This window comes from Sulfitobacter sp. EhC04 (assembly GCF_001650875.1).
In the GTDB taxonomy this organism is placed as follows: Bacteria; Pseudomonadota; Alphaproteobacteria; order Rhodobacterales; family Rhodobacteraceae; genus Sulfitobacter.
Window position 1 is genome coordinate 80,457 of sequence record NZ_LXYI01000023.1, and the last position, 18,374, is coordinate 98,830.

The 18,374-nt window shown below is 58.4% G+C and carries 16 protein-coding genes; 15 read left to right on the forward strand and 1 reads right to left on the reverse strand.

Annotated features, from left to right (window positions below; translation table 11 throughout):
* The first annotated feature begins 2 nt into the window (after nt 1-2).
* The 9 genes from A8B82_RS11115 (at nt 3) to A8B82_RS11155 (ending at nt 9,146) form a co-directional block, all read left to right on the forward strand.
* Complete coding sequence (locus tag A8B82_RS11115; RefSeq protein WP_067292161.1) at nt 3-962, forward strand: dihydrodipicolinate synthase family protein; 960 nt, start codon at nt 3-5, stop codon at nt 960-962.
* Nucleotides 963-1,745, forward strand: a complete 783-nt coding sequence (gene pcaD / locus A8B82_RS11120; protein ID WP_082899257.1) for a 3-oxoadipate enol-lactonase — start codon at nt 963-965, stop codon at nt 1,743-1,745.
* A 105-nt stretch (nt 1,746-1,850) separates the two neighbouring features.
* Nucleotides 1,851-2,645 carry an enoyl-CoA hydratase/isomerase family protein gene (locus A8B82_RS11125; protein ID WP_067292163.1) on the forward strand — a complete coding sequence of 265 codons (795 nt, stop codon included), beginning with the start codon at nt 1,851-1,853 and terminating at the stop codon, nt 2,643-2,645.
* A gap of 10 nt (nt 2,646-2,655) precedes the next feature.
* Nucleotides 2,656-4,566 (forward strand): AMP-dependent synthetase/ligase, encoded by a 1,911-nt coding sequence (locus A8B82_RS11130; protein WP_067292166.1) that lies wholly within the window; start codon nt 2,656-2,658, stop codon nt 4,564-4,566.
* A 2-nt stretch (nt 4,567-4,568) separates the two neighbouring features.
* Entirely contained in the window at nt 4,569-5,351 is a 783-nt protein-coding gene (locus A8B82_RS11135; RefSeq protein WP_067292169.1) for a crotonase/enoyl-CoA hydratase family protein, read from the forward strand.
* A 27-nt stretch (nt 5,352-5,378) separates the two neighbouring features.
* Nucleotides 5,379-6,233, forward strand: a complete 855-nt coding sequence (locus tag A8B82_RS11140) for a thioesterase family protein (RefSeq protein ID WP_082899260.1) — start codon at nt 5,379-5,381, stop codon at nt 6,231-6,233.
* Nucleotides 6,230-7,306 (forward strand): TRAP transporter substrate-binding protein, encoded by a 1,077-nt coding sequence (locus A8B82_RS11145; RefSeq protein ID WP_235604674.1) that lies wholly within the window; start codon nt 6,230-6,232, stop codon nt 7,304-7,306. Before A8B82_RS11140 ends, A8B82_RS11145 begins: the two co-directional genes overlap by 4 nt.
* Entirely contained in the window at nt 7,303-7,833 is a 531-nt protein-coding gene (locus A8B82_RS11150) for a TRAP transporter small permease (RefSeq protein ID WP_067292174.1), read from the forward strand. The genes A8B82_RS11145 and A8B82_RS11150 overlap by 4 nt, the downstream gene beginning before the upstream one ends.
* Nucleotides 7,830-9,146, forward strand: a complete 1,317-nt coding sequence (locus tag A8B82_RS11155) for a TRAP transporter large permease (RefSeq protein WP_067292175.1) — start codon at nt 7,830-7,832, stop codon at nt 9,144-9,146. The genes A8B82_RS11150 and A8B82_RS11155 overlap by 4 nt, the downstream gene beginning before the upstream one ends.
* A gap of 273 nt (nt 9,147-9,419) precedes the next feature.
* Here the strand turns inward: A8B82_RS11155 and A8B82_RS11160 are convergent, their stop codons facing one another.
* The gene (locus A8B82_RS11160) at nt 9,420-10,037 is read right to left on the reverse strand and encodes a TetR/AcrR family transcriptional regulator (protein ID WP_067292177.1); all 618 of its coding nucleotides are present in this window, start codon (nt 10,035-10,037) and stop codon (nt 9,420-9,422) included.
* A 204-nt stretch (nt 10,038-10,241) separates the two neighbouring features.
* Here A8B82_RS11160 and A8B82_RS11165 point away from each other — a divergent pair, with 204 nt between their 5' ends.
* The 6 genes from A8B82_RS11165 to A8B82_RS11190 all read left to right on the forward strand — a co-directional run bounded on the left by A8B82_RS11165 (nt 10,242) and on the right by A8B82_RS11190 (nt 18,369).
* The gene (locus tag A8B82_RS11165) at nt 10,242-11,237 is read left to right on the forward strand and encodes a TRAP transporter substrate-binding protein (RefSeq protein WP_067292179.1); all 996 of its coding nucleotides are present in this window, start codon (nt 10,242-10,244) and stop codon (nt 11,235-11,237) included.
* Nucleotides 11,238-11,258: 21 nt separating this feature from the next.
* A complete protein-coding gene (locus A8B82_RS11170) occupies nt 11,259-11,753 on the forward strand; it encodes a TRAP transporter small permease (RefSeq protein ID WP_161489452.1) in 495 nt (164 codons plus the stop codon).
* The gene (locus tag A8B82_RS11175) at nt 11,746-13,050 is read left to right on the forward strand and encodes a TRAP transporter large permease (RefSeq protein ID WP_067292184.1); all 1,305 of its coding nucleotides are present in this window, start codon (nt 11,746-11,748) and stop codon (nt 13,048-13,050) included. Before A8B82_RS11170 ends, A8B82_RS11175 begins: the two co-directional genes overlap by 8 nt.
* A 26-nt stretch (nt 13,051-13,076) precedes the next feature.
* The gene (locus tag A8B82_RS11180; protein ID WP_067292186.1) at nt 13,077-15,233 is read left to right on the forward strand and encodes a thiamine pyrophosphate-dependent enzyme; all 2,157 of its coding nucleotides are present in this window, start codon (nt 13,077-13,079) and stop codon (nt 15,231-15,233) included.
* Nucleotides 15,230-16,750, forward strand: coding sequence for an indolepyruvate oxidoreductase subunit beta family protein (locus tag A8B82_RS11185; RefSeq protein WP_067292189.1), 1,521 nt, complete (start codon nt 15,230-15,232; stop codon nt 16,748-16,750). Before A8B82_RS11180 ends, A8B82_RS11185 begins: the two co-directional genes overlap by 4 nt.
* 170 nt (nt 16,751-16,920) lie before the next feature.
* Nucleotides 16,921-18,369 carry an aminomethyltransferase family protein gene (locus A8B82_RS11190; RefSeq protein ID WP_067292191.1) on the forward strand — a complete coding sequence of 483 codons (1,449 nt, stop codon included), beginning with the start codon at nt 16,921-16,923 and terminating at the stop codon, nt 18,367-18,369.
* Nucleotides 18,370-18,374: the final 5 nt, after the last annotated feature.

Genomic DNA, 18,374 nt, shown 5'->3' on the forward strand with positions numbered 1-18,374 from the left:
ACATGGCCATCCATCATGAACAATGGCGCGGATATTTTGCCGCATCGCCCACACCCTTTGATGTGGACGGGGCTCTGGATCTTGCGCGCTTGAAATCGACGTTGGACTGGTTCGTCGCCACCAAGCCGCATGGCCTGGTCGTGAATGGCACCACCGGCGAGTGGTTCGCCCAGACAATCGAGGAGCGAGAGCAAGTTGTAGAAGCGGCAAGGGCCGTTGTTCCGACCGACTTGCCTTTGCTGGTCGGCATTTCAAGCATTGACCCAAGAGAGTCCCTGCGTCTGGGCAAACATGCACATGCGGCCGGTGCGGATGGCGTTCTGGTGACCATCCCACCCGCCAGGCGATTGACCGAAGAGGATGTCGTCGCCTTTTTTGCGGATGTCGCCAAAAATACGCCCCTGCCTGTGCTTATCTACAACGTGCCCGGCACAGCAGGCGTGGATATTCCAACGCGACTGCTCGAAAGGCTTCAGACGATCGAAGGCGTGGTCGGCGTCAAGGACAACACGCCCAGCAATGCAGCCCGTCTGGAGACACTTCGTACCCTGGGCAAAGAGCGGGCGTTGTTTTCAGATGTGCTGGAGCCCGAGGCGTTCGAACTCTTCGCTCAGGGGTTTGGCCGCGGACAAATTGGCAGTGGCATGCCGCTGGGGCAGGAGTTGGCAACCGCGTTCGAACTTGTGTGGTCCGGTCAGGTTGATGCTGCTCGCGAGACGGTTCGGCGCTTCACCCAGTTCAAATCCGACGTGATCAGTATTCTGCCGCAAGGCCAGCCTTGGCACGCCCAGATCAAGGCCCTGATGTTCGCGAGCGGCGTTGATGCAGGCGTTCCCCGTTTTCCTGTTCGGTCGATCACGAAAGACAAGGAAGCCTTCGCGAAAATCCGAAATCTGATGTCGTCGTATCTGAACCCTGCGCCTGAGGATCAGGGGCAGTCGGACGAAAATCAAAAAGGATAAATGTTGATGGACGTGCATTACGAAACTGAATTTCGGTCCGACCGGCCAACCGTGATTTTCGGTTCATCTCTGGGAACCGACGGGTCGATGTGGAAGCCGCAACTTGAAGCGCTTGGCGCGACATGGAACACCGTGACATTCGATCTTCGCGGACATGGAAAGTCACCGCTCAGTGAGGTCTCGCCTTCGATTGATACCTTCGCTGATGATGTGATCTCCGTTGCCGATGCGCTGGGGGTTCGGACGTTCGCCTATTGCGGACTTTCGATCGGAGGGGTCATAGGCCAAAGCCTCGCAGCACGCTATGCAGAGCGCGTGGATGCGCTGGTTCTTGCCTCTACAGGGCTCACAATTCTAACGCCGCGTGCCCTGAATGAGCGCGCTGACCGGGTCTTGGCGGAGGGAATGGCCGGCGTTGCCGAGGCGTCCGTTTCGCGCTGGTTCAATGCCCGGTTCCGTGCAGCCCAACCAGAGGTCGTTGCAGCAAAAACAGAGCATATGAGGGGCATGAACGCCCGCGGCTATGCCGATGCTTGCCGCGCTCTAGCAGGATTCGACGGCGCGCAGATTGCCGCTGATATCAAGGCTCCCACCCTGGTGATTGCGGGGGCGGATGACGTCGCCACCCCCCCGGCAGATGGTCAAAAGCTGGCGTCGGCCATTGAAGGCGCAGTGTATCAGGAAATCCCGGACGCTTCGCACCTGTGCAACGTCGAACAGCCAGAGTTGTTCGTGGGGCTTCTGCGCGAACATATCGAAGAATACGCGCGAGGTGTCCGGTGAACAGATCATTCACGAGGCGGCGTAAACATCGTGTTGCACTGGTCTTTGCAGGTCAGTGCCGGGCCATTGCCCGCTGCCACCAGTCAATCATATTGGAGGATTGTCGTGTCACAAGTTGATTACGAGCTGTCCGGCGGTCTGGCGATCATTTCGCTCTCGACCGATCGCACCGGCGCATTGAATCCAGACACCTATGCGGATCTGGAGAAGGCCGTCCTGAGGTCCTCTCGTGACGGCGCGCGTGCGGTGTTGCTGCGCACGCGCGGCAAGGTTTTTGCGTCCGGCTTTGACATTTCCGTCTTCAAGGGAATGAGCACGGAGCAAGCGCAGGCGCTTTTCACTGACCTGCTGCGTGCGGTGCAGGCGCTTGAAGGGCTGACGGTTCCGGTCATCGCTGCCGTCCACGGGCAATGTATGGGCGGTGGCCTCGAACTTGCCCTTGCCTGCGATCTGATCGTCGCGCGTGAAGACACGATGTTCGGTCAAATCGAGGTGCGCGTGGGCGGCACGACGTTCATGGGTGGGGTGTACCGCCTTGCCGAAAGATGTGGATCAGCGCGCGCACTCGAAATCGCAATGACGGGTGATCTCTATACGGCTGACAAGTTCGAACAATGGAATATTGTCCAATCCGTACAGTCGGCAGACGACTTTGCGGACTACGCACTTGCCATTGCCAACAAGATTGCCAATGGCCCGACCGCCGCGCATGTCGTCACAAAACAGCTGTCCCGCAGCGCGGGGGCAAAGCGGTTGCAGGAGCTGGATGCGCTTCTTTTGAAGATCGCGCCGGACCTTCTTGAAACACAGGACATGCAAAGCGCCGTGGACATGATCATGTCGATTGGTCCCCGCAAGTTCATGTCAGACCCATCCGTAGTTGTCTTCGATGGCAAATAGGGAGAGCAGAATGCGTTCGTCTGAAACCAGCATCATCCATCTATTGGAACGTCAGGCAGAACAACAGCCGAGTGCGCCTGCCATTTCAGTGTTGACCGCAGAGGGCGTCGAAACAACCAGTTGGTCCGAATATCGCAGACTAACCGAGTTGACGGCCGCCGGCTTATTGGAATTGGGCGTTGTCAGCGGTGACACGGTGGCAATTTTCGCCGGCAATTGCCTGGAACATTATGTGGCAGACCTGGCGGCGGTGCAGTGTGGCGCAGCGTCGGTATCATTGTATGCGACGCTGGCTGACGATCAGCTTGCCCATGTGCTCAAGGACGCCAATCCATCCGTTATTGTGGTTGCCAATGAGCAGTTGCGAGAGCGGATACGCGGGGCGCTTGCCGATGGGCAGCGTCCCTGGCTTGTGAACCTCGACGCCGTTGCGGAGACATCGCCAAAAACCATCTCTGATGCCGTCGCGCCAGCTCAGCCGAATGAGCGGGGCATATCCTGGGAAAGCCTTCTTGAAACCGGGGCGCGGAAGCTGGAGTCGCACCGGTCGCGACTGTCCGATCAGGCGTCGTCTGATGTGAAAGATTGCGTCGCCACCTATGTCTATACATCCGGTACAACCGGCGCATCAAAAGGCGTCGCACTGACACACGGCAACATCTGTTGGCAGCTCGACTCTTGGGAGCGCATGGGTTTGTTCGCCCCGAGCTATCGCGCGATCTCCTATCTGCCATTGGCGCACATCGCGGAACGTCTTTGGAGTCTGTACTTTCCGTTGAAGGCTGGCGGTCATGTCTTCTGTTGCTCCGATCCATCGCAGTTGGGCGCTTCTCTGAAGCTTCATCGCCCCAGCTTCTTTATGGGCGTTCCCAGAATCTGGGAAAAGCTGAAGGATACAATTGACCAACGCCTCGCGTCCGAGACCTATCGCCCCCGCAGCGCAGACCTGGCCCGAGACCGCCAGACCTTGACTGAGGCCTGGACCCTTCGTCAGACCGATGCGCCCCTGCCGTCGGACCTTCGCATGCAGGCCCTCCATGCCCGCGAAGGCGTCTTGCATGATTTGCGCGTGGAACTGGGACTCGACAAGCTTGTCTTCGGGACAAGCGGCGCGGCACCGCTGGGAGACAGTATCAAGCGGTTCTTTGGGTCAATTGGCGTTGATATCACCCAAGCCTACGGCATGACTGAGACGACGGGCATCGCCACCTGGGAAAGGGGTCCGGGAGGATCGCGTGACAGCGTTGGCACACCGCTTCCGGGCTGTGACATCAAGCTTGCCGAAGATGGCGAAATTCTCATCCGGTGCCCTGGGAACACGCCCGGCTATCGCAAGGTGTCCAACGCGCAATCCGGTCTCTATCGCGGCGACTGGTTGGCGTCCGGAGATGTTGGAACGATTGATGATGCTGGCCGGCTGCATATCATCGACAGGAAAAAGGAAATGATCGTCAATTCCTCCGGAAAGAATATCTCTCCAGTGGCAATTGAGAGCAGATTGTCTGACGAAGGTTTCATCGACAAGGCGGTGGCGATTGGCGACCAGCGGCCCTACATCGTAGCACTTATCACCGTAAAACAACGGGAATTGACAGATCTTGCCGCCCGGTTCGGCATTTCTGGTGAGATTGCCGAACTGGTCAACCACCCGGAAATTCTCAAAGACGCGCAACGCCTGATCAATCAATGCAACGCGGGGCTTTCACGCCCCGAGCAGGTCAAGCGGTTCACCCTGATCCCGGATGAATGGTCAAACCGCACGGGCGAAATGACCCCTACCATGAAAATTAGACGCCAGGTTGTTGAGCGCAAATACGCCAGCATCATCGACGCGATGTATGCAACGTCTCCCTCCGCAAATCCGATCCCGGCTGATCTTGCCCGACAGGTTCGAACGGGACCGAACACGGAAGAAGTATAAGTATGACTTACAAGCATGTAACACTTGAACAGATTGGGGATGTCCTGCTGATCGGGATCGACAGACCCGAAAAGGCCAATGCGTTCAACCTCAGGCTCTTTCACGAGCTTTCGCTGGCTTATGCGGAGTTCGATAGCATGCCGTCAGTGCGCGTCGGTGTGCTGCATGGCGTGGGCAAATATTTTGCCGTGGGCATGGATTTGGCTGCCGTCGCGCCGCATGTGCAGGCTGGCGGATCAATTGTGGCACCCGGTGGGATCAATCCATTTCAGGTCGATGGTCAGCGCCTCTCCAAGCCTCTGGTCGCGGCGGTTCACGGGAAGTGCCTGACCCTTGGAATTGAATTGCTACTCGCCACGGATATCGTGGTTTGTTCTGAATCCACGACGTTCGCACAGTTGGAGCCAAGTCTTGGATTGTTTCCATTCGGGGGCGTGACCCTTCGCCTTCCGCGTGCGGCCGGTTGGGGCAACGCGATGCGGTGGCTTTTGACCTCAGAACAATTCGACGCGCAAGAAGCACATCGCATCGGACTTGTGCAGGAAGTGGTGCCCGATGGAGACCATCTGACGCGTGGGCTGGCCATAGCGCAACGCATAGCCCGCCAATCGCCCTCGGCGATCAGGGCAGTGTTGGACAACGCCCGAAGCGCGCTGCGTGACGGTGAACAAGCCGCAGAGCAGCAAATGGTTCCACTGGCGGAAAAGACCTTCAACAGCCCGGATGGGAGGAAGGGCATCAACGCCTTTATGAGCCCATGGACGCCGGAATTCGATGATGAATGAGCGCCACGCAAAAGATCGGGAGTTGCGTTGCTGCCGGAGCAATATCCTTTGATGTCAAGGAATGTGCAATCCTTTGCCGATGTGACGGCCGTTGTTGCAGAGGGCGACCTTCGTTTTAGGGCCGACCTTGATCCCAACTGGTCGACTGCGGGTGTGCCCAGTGGCGGGTATATTCTGGCCAGTTTGGTGCGGGCTGGTCTGATCGCGAGCGACAAGCCGCATGTCGTTTCAATGACCGCCCATTTTCTCAATAAACCACAGTTCGGCCACGCCGCGATTGAGGCAGTGCCGTTGAGGCGAAGCCGTTCGACGGATCAATTGCGCCTTACAATGACGCAGCAAGATATCCCCTGTGTCGAGACTACCATAGGGCTCAGCACTCTGAACCCCAAAGGGAGCGGCGAGGGACAATTCTGGGACGGCGGGAGCGAGGTCCGTCCGAATATTGCCTATGACGCGTGCGACTTGTTCGTCTCAACACCAGAGCGCTACCCCTCGCCGATGATGGGGCAATTGGGCCTGCGTCTGGATGAGCGGTCAATGGGTTTCATGACCGGATCACCAAGCGAGCGGGGCTGTCTGGACGGATGGCTTGAACTGGCGGGCGGAGAAAACTTCGATCCGACCTCGCTTGTCTTCGCCCTCGATGCCTTGCCGCCAGCCACATTCGATATTCAACCCACTGCCTGGGTGCCGACTTTGACATTGACCGCTTATGTGCGTGCCCTGCCAGCCCCTGGGCCGGTGCAAATTCGCTATCGGGCGGGCCTCGTTCAAGGCGGGCGCGTGGACCAATATTGCACCATTTGGGACAGCGAGGGCGCAATTGTCGCGCAGGGAACTCAGTTGGCCAGTGTGAGAATGCCATCAGGAAGTCATTGAAACTACAAAACTATGTCCAATCAAACGAGGAGGAAAATATGAAAATTCGGATCAAGAAACTCTGCGCGCTGGCGCTGACGACATTAATGGCGGCAGGCGTTGCCAACGCGGAGACGCGCACGCTTGTGATAGCGTCCTGGGCCGCACCGACCCATGTGTTCAACCAGCGCATGTGGCCAGACTTCATCAAGAAACTCGAAGAGGTGTCGGACGGAGAATTGACCGCCGAAGTCAAGCTCAACCTCGTGCCACCGCCCGCAATGGCAGATCTTGTTGCCGACGGTGCGGCTGACATCACCTTCATTTTTCACGGCTATAATGCGGGCCGGTTCGTGACGACACAGCTTGTGGAACTGCCAGGCGTGGCAGGCGATGCCGAAGCGACTTCGGTTGCATACTGGCGGGTGTGGGACAAATATCTGAAGGCCGCTGGCGAACAGGACGAGTTCAAAACCATCGGCATGTTCATGCATGGGGCTGCCCAAATTCATACGGCAGAGCCGATCCAAAGCCTGGCCGATTTGAATGGCATGAAGGTTCGTTCCCCCGGCGGCGTCGGTTCCATGATTGTCGATGAACTGGGCGGTATTGGCATCCAGGTGCCGGGCACAAAGGTCTATGAGACCCTGGCGGCCCGTGCGGCAGACGGTGTTGTGATGAACGTCGAGGCCCGCACCAGCTTTAATCTCGACGAAGTTGCGCCGGCTGTGTTCCTGTATCCCGGCGGTCTATATCGTGGTTCTTTTGCAGCTCTCATGAACAAGGAAACCTGGGACAGTTTTTCGCCGGAATTGCAGGCAAAACTCGACAAAGGGCTTTTCGGTGAGCCGATGTCGCGGTTGTTTGGCAAGCTTTGGGCCGAGGGCGACATGAGTGCCTTGGAAAACAGTCGTGCTGCTGGGCTGCCAATCATCGAGGCAACGGACAAGGACGTCGAGCTTTTTAATCCCATCATCGAGAAAATCAGCGCCAACATCATTGATGTGGTGAATGCCAAGGGGATCGATGCCGTTGCTGCGCAGAAGGACTTTGCAGACATTACAGCGGAGATCATGAAAGAAACTTCCCGGTGACCCGGATTGCAAAATTTGCCGCCGTCCGCCTGCCATTATGGCTGGCGGCGGCTTCACTGTTCGCGATGATGCTGCTCACTTTCGTCGACGTTACGATGCGCAGTTTCGCCAACGCGCCGGTCGCGGGGGCGGCGGAATTGACGGAAATTCTTCTCATCATGATTGTGTTCATAGCGCTGCCGATCACGTCGATGCAGGATCGTCACGTCACGGTTGATCTGTTCGATGCGATGATTCCGCCTTTGATAATTCGTTGGCGGGATGCCTTGATAAACGTCCTGTTCGGGGCCCTCCTTTTGGCCCCATCCTGGTCCTGTTGGAAGGGTGCGATAAGGACGCTGGGACATGGCGAGGTGACGCTCTACCTGCGAATTCCCGTCGGCTGGCTCCAGCTTCTGGCGACTGTCGGGCTGTTCATTTGCGCACTTTGCATGATCGTGCGCGGAATTTTGTTGCTTGCCCGTCCCGAACTGCTGGCCAAATCGCAAGACGAGGCATTGGATTCGATCCCTGGAGATGCCCTGTGATTCCTTCATTGGTTGGCTTTGCCGTCGTCCTTGCGTTCATTTTCCTGCGCGTTCCCATCGCATTGGCCATGGGCCTTGTCGGCGTCGTGGGCTTCGCATTTGAGACCAACATGTCGGCCGCTCTTTCAATGTCCGCACGGATAGTGACAGAGTCGTCGCGCGACTATGGCCTGTCGGTGATCCCGCTCTTCGTTCTCATGGGCCTGTTCGTTAACGAATCCGGCATGAGCCGCGAAATTTATCGGGCGGCGCATGCATTTCTCGGGCATCTGCGCGGCGGCCTTGCGATGGCGACGATTGTCGCCTGCGGGGTGTTTGCCGCAATATCCGGTTCTTCGCTCGCCACTGTTGCGACCATGAGCCGGGTGACGATGCCGGAAATGCGCCGGTTCGGGTATGATGACGGACTGTCGACCGCTTCCATCGCCGCCGGTGGAACGCTGGGCATTCTCATCCCGCCTTCTGTCATCCTCGTCATGTACGGGCTTCTGACCCAGACCTCAATCATCGGGCTTTTTCTTGCCGGACTGCTGCCCGGACTCATCGGTATCGTATTTTACCTGGCGGCGGTCGCTTTCGTTGTGAAACGCAACCCCGATGCGGGTCCCTGTGGTGAGCGCAGCAGTTGGATGCAGCGTTGGGTCGCGTTGCGTGGCATAGGCGCGGTGCTTGCGCTTTTTGTCATGATGATCGGAGGTCTCTACGGTATCTTCAATTGGTATCCGCTCAACCTTACCTTCTCCCCAACCGAAGCAGCGGGCATGGGCGCGTCGGGCACCTTTCTGATTGCACTGCTGCGGCGCCGGTTGTCTTGGGCCAGTACGCTCAAGGCTCTGGTGGAAACAGCGATCACCACGGCCGGTTTGTTTGCGATCCTCATGGGGGCGTGGATATTTTCCAATTTTGTCAACTATGCAGGATTGCCCGAAACCCTGGTTGCCATCGTCACGGAACACAATCTTCCGCCGCTGGCCGTCATAGGCATGATCCTTGTGATCTATCTCCTGTTGGGGTGCGTGTTCGAGAGCCTTTCGATGATTGTGCTGACCGTGCCGGTATTTTTTCCCGTAGTGGTGCAGTTGGGCATGGATCCGATCTGGTTTGGTATCGTTGTGGTGATCGTGACTGAAATCAGTCTCATCACGCCGCCCGTGGGGCTGAACGTCTTTATCATGAAGAGCGTACTGGATGACGTACCAACCTCGACAATCTTCAAGGGCGTGACGCCTTTCTGGATTGTGGACATCCTGCGTCTGACGCTGATCGTTCTCGTGCCACCTGTGGCTCTCGTTCTTCCCTGGATCGTGATGTGATTTTAGGTAACCCACAGATTTCCAATTAGAACTCGCCCTCTAATGTCTCCCTTCGGGCGAACAACTGGCGGCATCGGGACATCCGGTGCCGCCGCCTTTCAACACTGACCTGGCAGGAATAGACCTGACGCCAGCAACGACAACGGCACGATCGCCACGAGCCGCCCGCCAGGGGCCTGACGTTTGACGGCATCGATCAGACGCCTGGCCGCGATATGTTTTTCCGGCATTGCCAAGTTGTTCAGGGGCAGCGAAGGGTGATCGAAGAGCCGCTCAGCTAGACAGGACACCGATACATGCCAATGACGAGATCGCGTCCTGAATATCCTCCAGCGTCGCGGCGTTGCTGCGATACCAAAGCGGCACCGAGTTCACCATGCCAAGAAGCGCAAGTGTGAGCAGGCGCGGGTCAATCTCAGCCCGGAATTCACCCGACCTGCGCCCGTCGCGCAGAACCGTCTCAAAGGCGAGTTCCAGTTTCTGCGACACCGCGCGGACCCTGCCACGGGCTTCACCGGCCAGCCATTTCCTTTCGTTCAGAAACGTCATCATATAGTCGGCGCTGTCGCGCAGGGGCATACAATGTGCCGCGATCAGTTTCGTCAGCTTGTCCCGGTTACTGATCTTGGACTCCAGTATCCTGTTTGCGCGGTCCACGAAGCCTTCGGCCCCTCGTGCGCATACCAGTTCGAGCGCTTCTTCCTTGGAACGAAAATAGTAATAGAGGCTGCCCTGCTGAATGCTCAGCTCGTCGGCGATATCCTGGGTCGACGTACCATGATACCCGCGTCTGGCAAAGACGCGGGCAGCCGCGTCGAGAACTTCGGTCTCGCGTTTCTTGCTGGGGCGGACGCTGCCGCCTGAAGTCTTGCTTAGCTTTTCGTCGCCCATCCGATCCCCTCAATGCGCATCCGTGCAAGTATAGAGCCCCAAATGACAACCGACCAGCCGGAGAAAGCGGGCAAACAGGACGCTTGCAAAAATTCTATTGAACAATAGAATAAATTTACTGCCCTTCGGAGGAGGTGTCGGAACGGCAGTTCCGCAATTTCGAGTGCCTGGCGCGGATCAATGCCAATAAAACTGGAGGAACACATGAATTACCTTTTGAAGAAGTTACCTGCTTTCGCCGCTGGCGCCGTCGTCGCAGCCACCCTTTCGACTGGTGCAGTCGCCGAGGAACTTGCGCTCGCTGACTTCCTGTCGCCGCAACACCCGTACCAGACGGACGTTTACGGCGTCATGGCAGAAAAGGTCGCGACCGCGACCGACGGTGCTATGACGATCAAGATCTATCCGGGAGGAGAGCTTGGTGCCGGGCCGGTCGAGCAATATAACCGCGTTGTGGATGGCGTGGCCGATATCGCCTTTGCGCTGCCGGGGTATACGGCCTCAAACTTCCCCAAGACCTTGCTGACGGAACTGCCGGGTGTCATCGATTCGGAAACCGGCACGACCAAGATCTGGGAAAATATCGACTATATTTCGGACGAGTATAGCCGGGTGAAGCTGCTCTCGATCTGGACTAATGGTGAAAATGTCCTCTATTCGAAAGAGCCAATCCGCTCGCTCGCCGACGTCCAGGGTCTGAAGATCCGCGTCCCTTCGAAAAACGCCGGGCTGATGGTCGAAGCATGGGGCGGCTCCCCTGTCTCTCTGCCGACGCCTGAAATCTACAACGCGTTCCAGACAGGGGTCGTTGACGCCGTCCTGATCGACACGACCGCGACCTATGCTTTCAACCTCGGCGAAGTCGCAAACTACGTCACTGCCGGCATGAACGGTACGATTTCGCCCTTCGTGCTCATCATGAACCGGGATCGTTACGAGTCTCTGAGTGAAGCGCAGCAATCGGCTCTGGATGAGATCGGGCGCGAAATCTCGGACATCGGGCTGGCGGTGCAACTTGCCGGTGTCGAGCGTGGGGCCCAGATGATCAAGGATGCCGAAGGCAAGGAGTGGATTCAACTGTCTGATGAAGCCGCTGCGGAATTCAACAATGCCGCCGCATCGGTGGTCGAAGATGCAATCGCCGGGGCCGAGGCCGAGGGACTTCCCGCACGCGACTACATTGACGCCTTGAAGAAATAGGGCACCGCAATGTCCTCGAACATGAAAGTCCGGCCGCGCATAATCGGCCGGATTACCTTGTGGCTGGGCGTGCTCTCAGGCGTGTTCCTCGTCGCAATACTCGGCATGGTCGCGGCGGGGGTCGTGTCCCGCTATGTCTTCAATGCCCCGATCTTTGGCGGTGCCGAGCTGGTCCAGTTCGCTTCGGTGGGGATGATCATGTGCGCTATTCCCTATTGCGGTGCGTCCGACAGTCACATCCGGGTGGATATCTTCGACAGCGCCCTGAACAGGACCGGACGGATCATCGGCGAAGTGATCTATGTCGTCGCCTCCATTGCCGTCTTTTCCTTCCTCATCCGCAGGGCCTGGGACAAGATGCTGGATGCGCGTCAGTACGGCGATGCGACGAATATCCTGAATCTGCCGATTTGGCCCATGCAGGCCTTTATTGTCCTGGGGGCGGTCGCCTTTTCAGTGGTCTTGCTTGGCCAGCTGATCCACACGCTGAACGTGGGACGGGCGCAAGATGAGTGACGTATGGATCGGCACGAGCGGTCTGGTCGGCATGTTCGTCCTGATGGCGTTGCGCGTTCCCGTGGGCATGGCATTGCTCATCGCGGGGTTCGTCGGCATCTGGATCCTGCGCGGAGAACGTTCGGCAACGGCCGTGCTCACGACCGAATTCTATACATCCGCCGCGTCCTATTCGCTCATCGTCATTCCGCTCTTTGTCCTGATGGGCAACATCTGCTCGGTCACCGGGTTCAGTCGCGGGCTATACGATGCCGCCTATGCCTGGGTCGGTCGGTTTCGCGGTGGGCTGGCCTCTGCTTCCGTCTTGGGCAGTGCCGCGTTCTCTGCCGTTAGCGGGTCTTCGGTTGCGACGGCAATCACGATCGGTCGAGTCGCAATCCCGGAGATGAAACGGTTCAATTATTCAAGCGGTCTGGCGGCCGGTTCGGTCGCGGCCGGTGGGACGCTGGGCTACCTAATTCCGCCCTCCACAGGCTTTGTCGTCTACGGCATCCTGACCGAAGAATCGATCGGACAACTGTTCATGGCCGGCATATTGCCGGGGCTTTTGCTCATGATGCTGTTTATCGTCACGATCATCATCGTGACGCGCGTGAACCCCAGCGCTGGTCCGAAGGGCGAAGTGGTCGGCTTGACCGAACGTCTTCGTGCGCTTTGGGGCGCGGTGCCGCTTGTGTCCGTTATCGTCATTTCAATCGGGGGTATCTATGCCGGTGCCTTCACCCCTGTCGAGGCCGCCGGGATCGGCGCAGGACTGGTGTTGATCTTCGCCGTTGCGATGCGCGCGCTCTCCTTGCGCCAGTTCGTCGAGGTTTGCCTGGAGACCGTGCGCACAACGGCGATGCTTTATCTCATCGTGATCGGGGCAAGCGTTCTGGGTATCTTCATGGCCTACAGCGGCGTGCCGGACAGCCTTGCGGTTGGACTGGGCTCGTTGGGTCTTGGCGCGATGGGCTCGCTCATCGTGATCCTGATCGCATACATCCTGCTCGGTACCTTCATGGATGCGCTCTCCATGCTCGTCATCACGCTGCCGATCACATATCCGATCATTCTCTCCTTCGGTTTCGACCCGATCTGGTTTGGTGTGATCCTGGTCATCGTGATCGAAACCGGGATGATAACGCCGCCTGTCGGCATCAATGTCTTTGTGGTGAAGGGCATTGCACAGGACATTCCGCTTGCCACGATCTTCAAGGGCGTGCTGCCGTTCTGGATCGCCATGATCATCTGCCTCGTGCTGATCATCGCTTTCCCGCAGATCGCGCTTTTCATCCCGCAATCCATGTACCGCTAGGCGGATCCTGAAAGGAGGCCGGAGCAATGGCCGAACGCTCATTCAAGAAGGAGGTAGAGCAACTTCGTCTCGGCGAGGGGGAAACTTTCTCAGGTGAAGGCATCCTTGCGATCACCAAGGCGCTGCTGGAATCAGGTGTCGCCTATGTCGGCGGGTATCAGGGCGCACCGATTTCGGCGTTGATGGATGTGCTCGCCGATGCAGAGGAACTGATGACAGATCTGGGCGTGGAGTTTCGTGCAAATGCGTCCGAAGCCGCCGCGACCGCGATGCTTGCAGCCTCGGTTCATTATCCATTGCGCGGAGCGGTCGCGTTCAAGTCTCCGGTTGGCATGAATGTCGCGTCCGACGCGCTTGCGAACCTCGCCTCCGGTGGCGTGACCGGCGGCGCAATGATCATCATCGGCGAGGACTATGGCGAAGGATCTGCGATCATGCAGGAGAGGGTGCATGCATTCGCGATGAAGAGCCAGGTCTGGCTGCTCGATCCACGCCCGAATCTGCCGTCCATGACCAAGCTCGTGGGGCAAGGGTTCGAACTGTCGGAGGCAACGGAGACGCCTGTAATTTTCGAACTGCGTATTCGGGCCTGTCATGTCCATGGCTCGTTCGAAGCGGGGAATAATCGACGCCCAAGTCCAACGGCGGCGCAGGCCAAGGCAAAGCCGCGTCGCGACCTGGCCAAGGTTGCGATCCCGCCGGCCGCCTATCAACAGGAAAAAGACAAGATCGAAAGGCGGCTGCCCGCAGCACGGGCTTTCATCCAGGAATACGGTCTGAACGAGGTTTTCGGCCCGCGTGAAGCGCCCATTGGTCTGGTTTTGCAAGGCGGGATGTATAACCAGGTCCTGCGCGCCCTGCAGCATCTCGGCCTTGCCACTCTGGACGGAGAGACCGATGTACCGCTTTACGTGTTGAATGTGACCTATCCTTTGGTGCCTGAAGAGGTGATCGACTTTGCGCGGGACAAGGATGCCGTCCTGGTGATCGAAGAAGGCCAGCCCAACCACATCGAAGAAGCGGTCACGACCCTGATCCACAAGGCAAGGCTTGCGACCCGGATCGAAGGCAAGGAGCACCTTCCGATGGCTGGGGAATATACTGGCTCCGTAATGAAGGAAGGTTTGACCGGATTTCTGCGGGTCCATGCTGCCGACATGCTGACCCCGGCTTTGAGGGCACCCAACGTGCCCGACGATCCGCCGCCGATCCTTCGCCCCTTGGCAGTGCCTGCCCGTCCGCCGGGATTCTGCATCGGTTGTCCGGAGCGTCCGATCATGGCGGCCACGAAGCTGGTGCAGGAGGATTTGGGCGACATACAGATGTCCGGTGACATCGGTTGCCACCTGTTTGCGATCCTGCCGCCCTTCAATCTGGGCGGCACGACGATGGGATACGGGCTGGGACCTGCCTCCAACGCCGCCTTCAGCGCCGCCGGGTCGGGACGCCGCACCCTTAGTTTCATGGGTGATGGCGGTTTCTGGCACAATGGGCTTTCCAGTTCGATCAGCAATGCGGTTTTCAACAAATCGGATGGGGTTATCGTGCTGGTGGACAACTACTATTCCGCAGCGACAGGCGGGCAGGACATTCTCTCGTCCCGCGCCGACAACCCGACAAAATCGACACAGCACTCCCTCGAAAAAGCAGTGCGCGGGGTTGGTGTCGAATGGGTGCGCCAGATCGACCGGACCTATGACGTTCCAAAGATGAAAGCGACGATTCACGAGGCTATGACCACGGATGTCGAAGGCCCCAAGGTCATCATCGCGTCGTCCGAATGCATGCTGAACCGCGAACGCCGCGAACGGCCCGAGAGAGCACGCAAACTGCGCAACGGTGAAAGCCTGACCGTGCCCCGCTTTGGCGTGGACGAGGCCGTCTGTACCGGCGACCATGCTTGCATCCGCTTGTCCGGTTGCCCATCGCTCACGTTGAAGGAAACGAAAGATCCGTTGCGCGACGATCCGGTCGCACACATCGACCAGGACTGTGTCGGTTGCGGGACCTGCGGTGAAGTGGCGGATGCCGCGGTGCTGTGCCCCTCGTTCTACCGGGTCGATGTCGAACACAACCCGTCGGCGATCTCACGCTACGCCCAAAACATCAGCCACCGGATCATCGCGGCACTTCAGCGCCGTCGATCGTCAGGCCGCGTCCAATTCGACACGGACGCTGCATGACCCGGCTCGATCGCATCGCGGCGCGGCGGGGCACGCCACAGGAATCCGGGCTGATCAGTCTGGCAATTCTCGCTGTGGGCGGTCAGGGCGGCGGGGTCCTGACGAAACTGATCGTCGAACTGGCAGAGGCCAACGGATATTTTGCGCAAAGTACATATGTGCCGGGCGTCGCGCAGAGAACCGGTGCAACGCTCTACTATGTTGAGATTGCGCCAAGGCGGTCGGTGCCGCCCGTCTTTTCGCTCATGCCGAGTGAAGGGCACGTCGATGTTGTCATCGCCGCAGAACTGATGGAGGCCGGGCGCGCCGTTCAACGCGGAATCGTAACCTCGGACCGAACGCTGCTGCTTGCGTCGAACCACCGCATCCTCACCATCGGGGAAAAAGCGGTTCCGGGCGACGGGACGGTCGAACCTGATGAAGTACAATCCGCGCTCTTTGACGAGGCGAAGCGATCCATCGTCTTTGACATGCAGCGAATGGCAAGCGAGACCGGAAGCCACATTTCGACAGTGATGTTCGGCGCGCTTGCCGGGTCCCAGGCGCTGCCATTCGACAGGGCGGCTTTCGAGCGTGTCATGCAGGCAAACGCCCGTAGCGATGCCGATCTGTTGGCATTCGCGCGGGCTTATGACCTCAAGCCGGTGTCGGGCCAGAAAGACGAAATACCCACGGGGCTTTCCGTGAAGCCTTCGGGCCTTGACGCATTTGAACATCGTCTGAGCGGGCTGCCGGATTCTGTGCGACCCATGGCTGAGGCGGGCCTGAAAAAGATCGTGGACTACCAGGACATCGCTTATGGCGAAGAATATCTCGACGGTGTTGAAGATGCGGTTGAAAGGGGTCGCGATGGCACATTTGCGGAAGCCTTTGCGAAACATCTGGCCAACGCCATGTGCTACATGGACATTCTGCGCGTAGCGGACCTGAAGACGCGCGCATCGCGGTTCGCGCGCATCGAACAGGAGTTTACCAAGGGAGCCACGCCCACCTATAGGGTCACCGAGTTCCTGCATCCGCGCGGTGAGGAATTCATCGCGACCCTGCCGGCAGGTCTTGCTGAACGCATCGACCGTTCGGAGCGGGCCAAGAGGATGGTCGACCGAATCCTGAACAAGGGGCGCCGGATCACGAGCAACCGGTTAGGTGGCTTCCTTGCTCTCTATGCCATCGCAGGGATGTCTGTCTGGCGGCGAAAACTTTTCAGACACAGGCAGGAAATGCGTTGGATTTCCCGATGGCGGGACCTTGCGTTCGACATCGTGGCAGAAGATCCGGCACTCGCCACCGAGGTCGTTCGCGCACAGCGGCTGATAAAAGGCTACGGTGACACGCACGCACGCGGAAGCGGGCACTACGACAAGGTCATCGAAGGCATCGGGCTGGTCCGGGGCCGCGCCGATGCGGCTGATTGGGCGCGGAGATTCATTGCGGCGGCTCTTGCAGACGAGTCCGGTGCCGCGCTGGACGGGGCGTTGGCGACTGTTCGCGGTTTTGTTGATGTCGGGCCGCAGTGAGCCGCTCGAATGCCATCGCTCGAAGGGTGCTTCCTTGCGCGGTGGCGGGGGCAGGTCGCTTTGGCGGGACAGCACACCTTGACACGATCAAAAATCTATAGATCAATAGAATTTATTATTTCACCGGTCTGCATAACTGCAGTTCGGTTCCGAACTGGAAGGAAGACCTGATGAACGCTGACAAAACGAGATCGTTGTCCGATCTGCTCGAAACCATCCCCAACGTGACGGATCACCTTTTCCGGAATGCGCCGAAGAATGCGCTGACGATCTTTACGCAGATGATGCCGGGCGACGGCGTGCGCCCGGAATTCACGACCTGGCGCGACGAGCAGTGGGCCTGGCGCAATGCCATCGCCCTGCATGACCAGAGTTATCACATGAACTCGACCCATGTGCGCGGCCCGGATGCGCTCGCATTCACGCAGTACCTCTCCGTCAATTCGTTCCGAAACTTCGAGATCGGCGCTGCAAAGCAACTCGTCTGTTGTTCGCCCGAAGGCTATCTGATCGGCGACTCGATCCTCTATCGCATGGGGGAAAACGACTATATGGTTGTGGGCAACCCGGCGACGAATGAATGGGTCGAATACAACGCGGAAGTGCTCGACTTCGACGTAAAGACCGAAAGCGATCCGATGTGGACGCTCAACAAGGCCAAGAAGCGGGAGTTCTATCGGTTTCAGGTCGAGGGGCCGAAAGCCTGGGAGTTGCTGGAAGAACTGAACGGCGGCCCGCTTCCGGAGATCAAGTTCTTCAAATCGGCCGAGATAAACCTGGGCGAGCACAAGGCGCGTGGCATGCGCCACTCCATGGGTGGAATGCCAGGTCTCGAAATCTACGGACCCTGGGATGAATATCGGGCGGTCAAAAGCCTTTTTCGAAAGGCCGGGGCCAAATATGGTCTGCGTATGGTCGGGTCCATCGCCTATTTCACCACAGTGATCGAATCCGGGTGGTGGGCTGTTCCCGTTTCCGCAGTCTACACGGGTCAGGGAACCAAAGGCTACCGCGATTGGATGTCGGACAAGAACGCCTCGATGCGCATGTCGCTTGGCGGCAGTTTCTATTCCTCCGACATCGAAGATTATTATGTGACCCCGTTCGATGTGAACTATGGGCACATCATCAAGTTCGACCACGACTTCATCGGCCGCGATGCGCTGGAGGCGATGGCAGGCAAGCCGCATCGCAAGAAAGTGACGCTGGTCTGGAATGCCGACGACGTGATGAAGGTACAGCAGAGCCAGCTCGAAGATACGGGCGAAACCCCGCCGCTTCCCATTTCGATCCCTCTCGCTGCGACCGCACGGATGCATTACGACAAGGTGACGGATTCCGACGACAACATGATCGGTATCGCCACCTATCCCGGCTATACTGCGAACGAGCGCGCGATGATGTCGCTCGCGACGATTGACGAGGCCTTTGCAGCGCCCGGTACAGAGGTGATCCTGCATTGGGGTGAAGATGGCGGCGGGTCCCGCAGCGCGGGCAATCTCGAACCGCATCGCCAGGTGAAGATTCGTGCAACCGTCGCGCCCAGCCCTATTTCCAAAGCTGCGCAAAGTTATCGGTCGGACATTGGTATCAAGCGCGGATCGCTCGACGATGTTTAGCTGCA

Excerpts from the sequence above, each read along its gene's own strand:
- A8B82_RS11115 (WP_067292161.1), top strand. The coding sequence starts at position 3 with ATGGCCATCCATCATGAACAATGGCGCGGATATTTTGCCGCATCGCCC.
- pcaD (WP_082899257.1), top strand. The coding sequence starts at position 963 with ATGTTGATGGACGTGCATTACGAAACTGAATTTCGGTCCGACCGGCCA.
- A8B82_RS11130 (WP_067292166.1), top strand. The coding sequence starts at position 2,656 with ATGCGTTCGTCTGAAACCAGCATCATCCATCTATTGGAACGTCAGGCA.
- A8B82_RS11135 (WP_067292169.1), top strand. The coding sequence starts at position 4,569 with ATGACTTACAAGCATGTAACACTTGAACAGATTGGGGATGTCCTGCTG.
- A8B82_RS11160 (WP_067292177.1), bottom strand. The coding sequence starts at position 10,037 with ATGGGCGACGAAAAGCTAAGCAAGACTTCAGGCGGCAGCGTCCGCCCC.
- A8B82_RS11165 (WP_067292179.1), top strand. The coding sequence starts at position 10,242 with ATGAATTACCTTTTGAAGAAGTTACCTGCTTTCGCCGCTGGCGCCGTC.
- A8B82_RS11170 (WP_161489452.1), top strand. The coding sequence starts at position 11,259 with ATGAAAGTCCGGCCGCGCATAATCGGCCGGATTACCTTGTGGCTGGGC.
- A8B82_RS11175 (WP_067292184.1), top strand. The coding sequence starts at position 11,746 with ATGAGTGACGTATGGATCGGCACGAGCGGTCTGGTCGGCATGTTCGTC.
- A8B82_RS11180 (WP_067292186.1), top strand. The coding sequence starts at position 13,077 with ATGGCCGAACGCTCATTCAAGAAGGAGGTAGAGCAACTTCGTCTCGGC.
- A8B82_RS11185 (WP_067292189.1), top strand. The coding sequence starts at position 15,230 with ATGACCCGGCTCGATCGCATCGCGGCGCGGCGGGGCACGCCACAGGAA.
- A8B82_RS11190 (WP_067292191.1), top strand. The coding sequence starts at position 16,921 with ATGAACGCTGACAAAACGAGATCGTTGTCCGATCTGCTCGAAACCATC.